A 7,883-nucleotide genomic window follows, 5' to 3' on the forward strand; every position below is an offset into this window, starting at 1 on the left:
GTATATCCAGCAAGACAAATTCCACGACCAGTTTGCGGCGGACGTCTCCAACGCGGACGCGCGCGTGATGGCGGCGACTCAACGTCCCGTCACTGTCGCCGCGCTAAATGAAGCATCGACCCAGCCGGCCTGGAAAACCATTCCTTCCTGGTTCGTCTATGGCACTGCCGACAAGAACATTCCGGCACAAGCCCAGGTATTCATGGCCGAGCGGGCACACGCCAGGCAAACCGTCGCAGTCAAAGACGCCTCGCACGTTGTGATGGTGTCCAACCCGAAAGTCGTCGCCAGCCTGATCGAAAAAGCAGCTAACGCCAAATGAAGCTAGTCGGCGAGCTCAGTACGGGATCGCCGAACGCTCAATGAACATCCGGCAACATTGCCGGATGTTCGCGCAGGCCCTCGACAATGTGGTCGACAAAACTGCGCACTCTCATTGAAGCTCTGCGCCCTTCTCGGTAAACGACATGAACTGGAACCGCTGGCAGTTCGAAAGGTTGCAACACCCTGCGCAACCGACCGCCATTTAAATAATCGTAGGCGGGATAACTGAGGCAGCGCGTAAGTCCCGCGCCATGAGCCGCCGCATCGATGGCAGATTGAACGGTGGTGCAACTAACGCGTGATCGGGCCTTAAGGGTGGATTGAAAGCCTTGGTTGGAAAAATCCCAGTTGATCTTCTCCCGATAAGCTTGAATGCCAATTAGCCGGTGACTTTTAAGATCCTCAGGCTCGGCGGGCACACCATGGCTTTCGAGATAGGCGGGGCTGCCGCATACGATCGTACGAACGTAGCCAACCGGCCTTGCTATCAACGAGGAACTGGGCAAATTTCCGACCAGCACGGCGACGTCAAGCCCCTCCTCGTTCATGTTCGGAAAACGATCATGATAATGGGCGAATACTCGGACCTCGGGATAAAACTCCATGTAGCTCGCAAGCAAAGGCGTCATTACATAGCGACTGAAAAGAAGTGGAAGCAAGACAGTCAGATTACCCTGAGCCTGAACATGCAGGCCTTTAGCTGAGGCTTCTGCATCTTCGATTTCTTTGAGGATGCGGGAGCAATCAGCCATGAATGCAGCACCCGACTCAGTCAGCGACACTCCACGAGTGCTCCGTTGCAATAACGGCACCCCGAGACGCCTCTCCAACCGAGCAATCGCGCGAACAACCGTCGGGCCAGAAACGTTAAGACGGCGCGCAGCTGCCGCTAGGCTTGGCCGCTCCGAGAGCGCTTCAAACATGAGCATTTCATGAAAGCGGTCCATCAGAGCGCACTTTTCATCGTAGGTCGAAGTGCCGTATCACGTCCCAGACGTTCCGTGAGGAAATCCACGAACGTACGTATCTTCGCTGGTACGCGATTACTCTTGAGGTAAACGACCTGGATGGGTAAAGCGGGCGGTTCAAAATCCTGGAGTACCACTTCCAGTTCACCGGCGGCTACTTGACTAGCCACTTGGTAGGACAATACACGTGTCACACCCCAGCCCAGACAAGCAATATTGATGGCAGCTTGATTTGCGGTAACGACTAGCTGCGGATCGAAACGAAAGCTTAGTGCATTTCCTTCATTCTCAAATTGCCAATCGCTCAACAAATGGCTTGCGGAAGACATAACGATTTTGGCGGAACCTAACTCGCCAGGATGGCGGGGCCTGCCGAATTCCTCGAAATACTTGGGGGCACCACAAATGACCTGGCGCACCTCGCCAACTTTAATACCGTGCTGATTATTCTCGTGCAAATGGCCAATACGGATCGCCACATCGATACCTTCATCCACCATGCTTGTCACGCGGTCAACCAGTAACGCGTTGAGATGTACGGAAGGAAATTGATCCAAGTACTCAGCCAGCAAAGGCGCGATGTACAACTCCCCGAAAAGCACGGGAGCTGTCACCGTCAGGTGCCCACATGGAACTGAGTAGCTGCCAGCAGCAGCTTCCTCCGCTTCATTGATCTCACCGAGTATTCGTCGGCAATCATCGAGATAACGTTGCCCAGCCTCAGTCAAGTGCAAGCTACGAGTTGTGCGTGAGAGCAACTGAGTGCCGATGCGTTCCTCCATGGCAGCAATGGCACGGGTAACGCTGGGGGGAGAAATATTCAAACGACGGGCGGCGGCGGCAAAACCTTCTTCTTCAGCCACCGTCATGAATATCTGCATTTCCTGAAAGCGATCCATAGGCGACTCTGCCGTGGTGTAGGGACAGCAAGATCTGATCGCGAAAGCGAGCAGACATGGATGCAAAAAAGTGTCGCCTAGAGCGACTAGTGCAAACCCTATCCAGATGACTAGTGCGACAGGCGAAAATTCGAAGAGATCGTAGTTGAATTAGCGAAGGCTACCCGGAATTTCCCCGGGTAGCTCCGGCCGCTGGATCAAACTTGTTGCAAACCCTTGGCGGTGCGCTGCATACCTACGAAATTTGGCAATGCCTCGATACTGCTAAGCCAGGCCCGAACGTTAGGATAGTCAGTCAGTGCAACATTGCCTTCTGGAGCATGGGAGACGTAGGTGTAGGCTGCTACATCGGCGACGGTCGGTTTGTCGCCAGCCAGGAATTTGCTTTTACCCAACTCTTGCTCCATCACCGTCAGCAGGGTGTGGGACTTGCTGATCGCATCCTCCGCGTTGTAACCGGCACCGAACACAGTGATCAGTCGAGCGGTAGCGGGGCCTGAGTTGATCTGCCCGGCGGCAACTGACAGCCAGCGTTGTACTTTTGCTTGCGCTAAAGGATCAGTGGGAAGCCACTCGCCGTTGCCGTATTTAGCAGCGAGATAGACCAGAATGGCGTTCGAGTCAGATAGAACGGTGCCGTTATCATCGATCACCGGTACTTGGCCAAAGCTATTGAGCGCCAGGAATTCGGGCGTTTTGTGCGCGCCCTTCATCAGATCCACAAATATCAATTCTGTTGGCTGGCCGAGCAGTGAGAGCATCAATTCGACACGATGCGCGTGGCCAGACAATGGGTGACGATAAAGTTTGATGGGTTGTTGGGACATGACGTACTCCGGTTTTTTCTGGATTCGACCCGGTGATCGTGTCGATGGAGTCATCTTGCTCTCCCCTACCAAACAGAGGAATTACCATTAATTGCAATCCAGCATTTCACTGGGCGTAATGGTCAGTACTCTATTCTCAGTCCACTGCCGCGGATCCAAGCATCAAGTTCATGAACGCGACCGACGCTGCACTGTGGTAGTTATTTTTTCGTCTTAGAATCGACACGCCACGTTGAGGCGCCTTGTCGACCAAGGCCAGTTTGTGCAGAGCGCGATCCTGCGTGGCTATGGGTTCAGGAAGAATGGTGGCGACCGCGGTGTTTCGGATGACTTCAAGCAACGTGTTTACGGAGTTGACCTGAATCGTCACCTTGGGCGTGATTTTCAGCCTGGTGAAGTACTCATCGATACAAATGCGCGTAGCGAAGTCAGGGGTCAGCAACGCAAAATCAAGTTCAGCTAACTGGTCCGTCGTGAGTGCTTCCTGGCAGTCATAGAGTGGGTGAGCGCGGCCAACCATCAGACCGAGTGTCTCGACAAACGCCGGGATTGATTCGATATCGGCGTTTCTCACTTGGTCAAATGCAACAGCTATGTCCAGCGAGTCATCGACCAATCCCGTTTCGATATCGCCCATCGATAGCTCAAAAATCTCCAAGCGAATGTTCGGGAATTGGGCGATGTAATCACGCACTAACGGACCTAAGACGTACGCCATAAAGGTTGGGGCCATGGCCAGCCTTAACGTGCCACGGGACAAGTCTTTCACGTCGTGCAATGCCCGTTTGCCCGCCGCCAGCTCCACCAGTACGCGCCGGGCGCATTCGATGTAGGCAAGTCCAGCATCTGTGGGTCTGACAGTCCGCGATGTTCGGTCAAAAAGGCTGACGCCAAGCGTTTCTTCCAGCTGCCGTATCTGCTGCGACAATGTCGGCTGAGACACATGCAGAACTTCCGCGGCTCGGGTGAAGCCACCGTGGTCAGCTACTGCCAACAAATACCGCAAGTGTCTTAGAAGCATTGGATCACCGAAAGATTGGGTTCGTGATGCATTGTATCTCTGACCGTTGCCCAGCGATTGGCCGAGCAGTTATCAGCTTATTATTCTCAACCTCGCCTCCCAAAATGCAATGGGCCTTCCGTGAGCACCGCTGGCGCAAAGATGCCCAGCTCTGCGTCGGGATTAAAGTGCGTGCGCCCTAATGATTCTTTCACTAGGTGAAATACCGCATTGCCATTGTTAGCCATTCCGCTGATTCAGCGGTTTATCGACTATCAGTTATCGAGTATCAGAAGCAGCGCAAAACAACATCAACACGCAGACTAAATTCTTCCGCAGATTAGCTCTGCACCCACTGGAGTACCGGTGATGCCCTTACTTAAATACCTCTGCTTTCTCGTGTTGACGATGCTTTTGGGCTTCGGACACGCCCAAGCGGAAACGCCAAAAATGCAGTACCGCCAAGTGACGGTCGATGGAGTAAATATTGCCTATCGAGAAATTGGCGATCCCAGCGCCCCCTCCGTATTACTCCTTCATGGAGTGCCTAGCTCGTCTCGTATGTACGACGATCTCATGAAGCAATTGGGTAACCGTTTCCACCTCATTGCTCCGGACTACCCAGGCTTCGGTAACAGCGATGCGCCCCCACCAGACAAGTTCGTCTACACATTTGATCACCTTGCCAAGGTAATGGAGCACTTCACGGACGCTGTCGGGCTCAAACGATACAGCTTGTTTATGCAGGACTACGGCGCTCCCGTCGGTATGCGATTAGCCATCGCAAGGCCTGAAGCCGTCACCTCAATGGTGTTCCAAAATGGCAATGTCTATGCAGAAGGTTTGGGCAAGATGTGGGACAGCCGCGAAGCTTACTGGGCCGATCGCAATGCCTATGAGGCCAAGTTCGAGGCTGCTCATTTATCCTTGGATGTAACTCGACAGCGGCATGTTGGCAGCGACCCGGACGTCACAGCGTACAACCCCGATTTATGGCAGGACGAAGTGGCATTCCTCAACCGTCCCGGTGAAGGCGCCATTCAAATGGCGCTGATCTATGACTATCGCACTAATATCGATGCCTACCCGGCGTGGCAGAAATGGCTGCGTGAACATCAGCTACCCACATTGGTTATCTGGGGCAAGCATGATTTGGCCTTTACCGTTGCAGGCGCTGAAGCTTTTCGCCGGGACTTGCCCAATGCAGAGATTGCGATTCTCGACGGCGGACATTTCGTTATGGACACCCGGCTGGAAGACGTTGCGAACCTCACTCGAAAATTCCTGATCAAGCAAAAATGAAAAAAGCGCACTCTGACCTGATCAGAGTGCGCTATTAGTTCCTGCTCGACCCTATCGATTAAACGTTAAATCGATCTGCGTCATACGACTGCGGGTGGTAAAGACTCCATCGTCTTCCGTCACTTGCTACTCACCGCCGTCCGGAGGGTCACGAACTCTTCTGCGGAGGTCGGATGAACGCCGATAGTGTCATCGAAAAGTCGTTTCGTGGCACCCGCCTTAAGAGCAATCGCTAAGCCTTGAATGATGTCCCCCGCGTCCGGACCGACCATGTGGCATCCCAACACTCGATCAGATTCTGCGTCCACTACCAGCTTCATCAGCGTCTGTTCTGACGACTCGGTGAGCGTCAATTTCATCGGGCGGAACCTGCTCTCGAACACCACTACTTTGTGGCCCTGCTCAACGGCTTGCTGTTCGGTAAGCCCCACCGTGCCTATGTTCGGCTGACTGAACACAGCGGTCGGAATGTGCCGATAATCGACCGGCCGATACTGCTCAGGGTTGAACAACCGCCGAGCAACTGCCATGCCCTCTGCTGTCGCAACGGGCGTCAACTGGACACCGCCAATGACATCACCCAGAGCCAATATGGAAGGCTCGCGAGTTTCAAAGTGCTCATTCACGTCAATATAGCCAGCCTCGGTGAGTTCGACGCGGGTGTTTTCCAGCCCAAGATTATCGAGCATAGGCCTTCGACCAGTGGCGTAGAAAATGCTGTCAGTTTCCAGCTGCGTTCCATCCTGAAGCGTCGCTAGCAAACTTCCGTCTGGCTGTTTATCAATTCGGACAATGTCAGTGTTGAAATCAACTCGCAACCCGCGCTTGGTCAACTCCTCTGCCAGATGAATACGCACTGACTGATCGAATCCTCGCAAAAACAGATCGCCTCGATACAGCAGCCGAGTATCAGCGCCTAGCCCGTTGAAAATACCGGCGAATTCCACGGCAATGTAACCACCGCCGACCACCAGGATTCGCTTGGGCAACGCTTCCAGGAAGAATGCTTCGTTCGAAGTGATCGCATACTCTTTTCCCGGAATGTCCGGAATCTGCGGCCATCCGCCAGTCGCAATCAAAATCCGCTCAGCGCTGAAACGCTGGCCGTTTATATCGACATGGTTCGCATCTGCTAATCGCGCATGGCCTTCTAGCAGCGTGACGCCGCTATCAATCAAAAGCTTACGGTAGATGCCATTAAGACGAGCGATCTCACGGTTCTTGTTCGCAATAAGCGATGGCCAGTCGAAATTCGCTTTGCCCGCTGTCCAGCCGAAGCTTTCGGCCTGTTCGAAGTCGTCAGCAAAATGAGCACCGTAAACCAGCAACTTTTTTGGAACACAGCCGACATTCACACACGTGCCGCCTAAGTATCGACTTTCGGCAACCGCTACTTTTGCACCAAAACCCGCTGCAAACCTTGCAGCACGCACTCCACCCGAACCGGCACCAATGACGAATAAATCGAAGTCGTAGCTCATTTCAGTTCTCTGTAGGGAATGCACAGCGCCCGGCTGTCCAATTTCATTTGAGGAATAACGACCGGAACTTCAGCGAATGCATCAGTGCGGCACGAAGCCGCGAAAACAAACCTTCGCCTGATTGCGGTTGGCACCTATCAGTCATGCCTAATCCGCTGGTTTCACTTGCCAAAGCGCCCATGAACTGGGGAAGCAAAAAGCCCGCTTCGTGCTCACAATGAAGCACGATTGAAGTATCAGGATTGGAATCGCCAGAGCAGGATTGAGTAGTGCCAAACATTGGAATCTCCCAACGATGAAAACGCTGCGACAACTCCAGTGGTTGATCGCTTCTGAGATCAGTTTCACTAACAAATGGGGTTTAGAGAACGGGCAGAGATGTCATGGGTTAATTGTGCAGGATGAAACAATGTGGGTAGAGCCTTCTGAATAGGTAGTCAATCTCTCGGGAAGGATCTAGTGCAACACGCAGCCGGGGGATCTCTTCCGAATTTGCTGCGAAAAATCGCGGCCATTTCAAAAACTGGAACAGTAGATTGTCTTTTTTGGTCGTTCTCCTGCATTTGCTTAGGGCAGAGCATGTGACACGCACTGCATTGATTTGCAACCGGCCGCAGAGTCATCAGCCTGATGACGATTGTTTGTTTTCACGATGCAAAGAAGGTTTTGCATCGTTGCACAGACTTACTACGTGCTCACCCGAGAGGGAAGGCTAGTTCTGTACCCGGCACAAATTGGTGGAGTTGCGTCAATCTCTTCACATACAGGAACACTAGATGAACAAGTTATTCTCAGGTCTGGCCCTCGCAGCCGCGATGATTACAGCCACCGCCGCGCTGGCAGCGCCGGTCAAACCGACTGTGGTACTCGTACACGGCGCTTTCGCCGATTCGAGCAGTTGGAATGGCGTCGTCAAAATTCTGGAAAAAGATGGCTATCCAGTGATCGCAGCTTCGAACCCGCTGCGCTCACTCAAAGGTGACGCGCAGTCGGTCGCCGACGTGCTCGCCAGCATCAAAACGCCAGTCGTGCTGGTCGGACATTCCTATGGAGGCCCGGTCATCAGCGAAGCGGCTTACGGC

At 53.4% G+C, this 7,883-nt stretch carries 9 protein-coding genes; 3 read left to right on the forward strand and 6 right to left on the reverse strand.

Annotation, left to right across the window (positions count from 1 at the left end; translation table 11 throughout):
* Positions 1 to 322: alpha/beta fold hydrolase (locus tag BI292_RS07100; RefSeq protein ID WP_157831221.1), on the forward strand; the 322-nt coding region annotated here is incomplete at its 5' end.
* Positions 323 to 359: 37 nt separating this feature from the next.
* Here BI292_RS07100 and BI292_RS07105 read toward each other — a convergent pair.
* The 4 genes from BI292_RS07105 to cynR all read right to left on the reverse strand — a co-directional run bounded on the left by BI292_RS07105 (position 360) and on the right by cynR (position 4,039).
* Positions 360 to 1,271, reverse strand: a complete 912-nt coding sequence (locus BI292_RS07105; protein ID WP_101207448.1) for a LysR family transcriptional regulator — start codon at positions 1,269 to 1,271, stop codon at positions 360 to 362.
* Positions 1,271 to 2,191, reverse strand: a complete 921-nt coding sequence (locus tag BI292_RS07110) for a LysR substrate-binding domain-containing protein (protein ID WP_101207449.1) — start codon at positions 2,189 to 2,191, stop codon at positions 1,271 to 1,273. Before BI292_RS07110 ends, BI292_RS07105 begins: the two co-directional genes overlap by 1 nt.
* A gap of 197 nt (positions 2,192 to 2,388) precedes the next feature.
* A complete protein-coding gene (locus BI292_RS07115) occupies positions 2,389 to 3,018 on the reverse strand; it encodes a glutathione S-transferase family protein (protein WP_101207450.1) in 630 nt (209 codons plus the stop codon).
* A gap of 136 nt (positions 3,019 to 3,154) precedes the next feature.
* Complete coding sequence (cynR, locus tag BI292_RS07120; protein ID WP_101207451.1) at positions 3,155 to 4,039, reverse strand: transcriptional regulator CynR; 885 nt, start codon at positions 4,037 to 4,039, stop codon at positions 3,155 to 3,157.
* 348 nt (positions 4,040 to 4,387) lie between these two features.
* On the opposite strand from cynR, the gene BI292_RS07125 reads away from it, so the two are divergent.
* On the forward strand, positions 4,388 to 5,320 hold the full coding sequence (locus BI292_RS07125; protein WP_218563479.1) for an alpha/beta fold hydrolase: 933 nt from the start codon (positions 4,388 to 4,390) through the stop codon (positions 5,318 to 5,320).
* Positions 5,321 to 5,439: 119 nt separating this feature from the next.
* Here the strand turns inward: BI292_RS07125 and gorA are convergent, their stop codons facing one another.
* Positions 5,440 to 6,801, reverse strand: a complete 1,362-nt coding sequence (gorA, locus tag BI292_RS07130) for a glutathione-disulfide reductase (protein ID WP_101207452.1) — start codon at positions 6,799 to 6,801, stop codon at positions 5,440 to 5,442.
* A gap of 43 nt (positions 6,802 to 6,844) precedes the next feature.
* Entirely contained in the window at positions 6,845 to 7,081 is a 237-nt protein-coding gene (locus tag BI292_RS28750) for a hypothetical protein (protein WP_157831222.1), read from the reverse strand.
* 496 nt (positions 7,082 to 7,577) lie between these two features.
* On the opposite strand from BI292_RS28750, the gene BI292_RS07135 reads away from it, so the two are divergent.
* A partial coding sequence (locus tag BI292_RS07135; RefSeq protein ID WP_157831223.1) for an alpha/beta fold hydrolase occupies positions 7,578 to 7,883 on the forward strand: 306 nt, incomplete at its 3' end.

Origin of the sequence: Pseudomonas sp. 43NM1, from assembly GCF_002836905.1 — a bacterium.
Lineage (GTDB): Bacteria > Pseudomonadota > Gammaproteobacteria > Pseudomonadales > Pseudomonadaceae > Aquipseudomonas > Aquipseudomonas prosekii.

Excerpts from the sequence above, each read along its gene's own strand:
- gorA (WP_101207452.1), bottom strand. The coding sequence starts at position 6,801 with ATGAGCTACGACTTCGATTTATTCGTCATTGGTGCCGGTTCGGGTGGA.
- BI292_RS07125 (WP_218563479.1), top strand. The coding sequence starts at position 4,388 with ATGCCCTTACTTAAATACCTCTGCTTTCTCGTGTTGACGATGCTTTTG.
- cynR (WP_101207451.1), bottom strand. The coding sequence starts at position 4,039 with ATGCTTCTAAGACACTTGCGGTATTTGTTGGCAGTAGCTGACCACGGT.
- BI292_RS07110 (WP_101207449.1), bottom strand. The coding sequence starts at position 2,191 with ATGGATCGCTTTCAGGAAATGCAGATATTCATGACGGTGGCTGAAGAA.
- BI292_RS28750 (WP_157831222.1), bottom strand. The coding sequence starts at position 7,081 with ATGTTTGGCACTACTCAATCCTGCTCTGGCGATTCCAATCCTGATACT.
- BI292_RS07105 (WP_101207448.1), bottom strand. The coding sequence starts at position 1,271 with ATGGACCGCTTTCATGAAATGCTCATGTTTGAAGCGCTCTCGGAGCGG.
- BI292_RS07115 (WP_101207450.1), bottom strand. The coding sequence starts at position 3,018 with ATGTCCCAACAACCCATCAAACTTTATCGTCACCCATTGTCTGGCCAC.